An 828-nucleotide genomic window follows, 5' to 3' on the forward strand; every position below is an offset into this window, starting at 1 on the left:
TGCTGCTGTCCGACGGCGGGGAGAACAAGCCGTCCAATCCCAGCGACCCGCACGACGGGGCGTACACGGCGGCGCGGAGAATGTGCCGCTGGACGCCAACGCCCCGCAGGGGGCGTTCACCGCCGCCCGGGCCGCCAAGGCCGCGGGCGTGCAGATCTCGACCATCTCCTTCGGGACGCCGTACGGCACCGTCGAATACGAGGGCGCCACGATCCCGGTTCCCGTCGACGACCAGACGCTGCAGAAGATCTGCGAGATCACCGACGGCCAGGCGTTCCACGCCGACAGCCTGGAATCGCTGAAGAACGTCTACTCGACCCTGCAGCGCCAGATCGGCTACGAGACCGTCAAGGGCGACGCCAGCCTGGCCTGGATGCTGCTGGGCGCGGTCGCGTTGGCCGGTGCGATCCTGGCCGGGCTGTTCCTGAATCGCCGGCTGCCCTCCTGAGCGATCAGACCGGCAGCCGCCGGTTGATCAGCAGCGCCAGCGCCGTCGCGATCAAGGCGGTGATCACGCCCAGGCGCAGCCACCCGGCGCTGCCCGGCCCCGGCACGGTCCGATAACCGATGTCCTTCTCGATGGCGTTGTAGCTCTTGTTGAGCTCGGCGATGTTGCTGGCGGTGTAGGACTGCCCGCCGGACAGCTTGGCGATGGTCTTCATGTGGTCCGTCGAGACCGGGACGGCGACGCGCTGCCCGTCCATCTCGATCTCGCCGGTCTTGGTGCCGAACGAGATCGTCGAAATGGGCACGCCCTCGTCGCGGGCCAGCCGCGCCGCCGTGTACGCCCCGTCGTGCGGGTCGCTGGGATTGGACGGCTTGTTCTCG

2 pseudogenes are annotated in these 828 nt (G+C 69.0%); one reads left to right on the plus strand and one right to left on the minus strand.

Features of this window, described 5'->3' with window-relative positions:
• A pseudogene (locus A5695_RS13485) lies at positions 1-448 on the plus strand (hypothetical protein); the annotation flags it as partial.
• Between the two features lie 4 nt (positions 449-452).
• Here the strand turns inward: A5695_RS13485 and A5695_RS13490 are convergent.
• A pseudogene (locus tag A5695_RS13490) lies at positions 453-828 on the minus strand (hypothetical protein); the annotation flags it as partial.

Source organism: Mycobacterium sp. E1747 (assembly GCF_001667775.1).
Lineage (GTDB): Bacteria > Actinomycetota > Actinomycetes > Mycobacteriales > Mycobacteriaceae > Mycobacterium.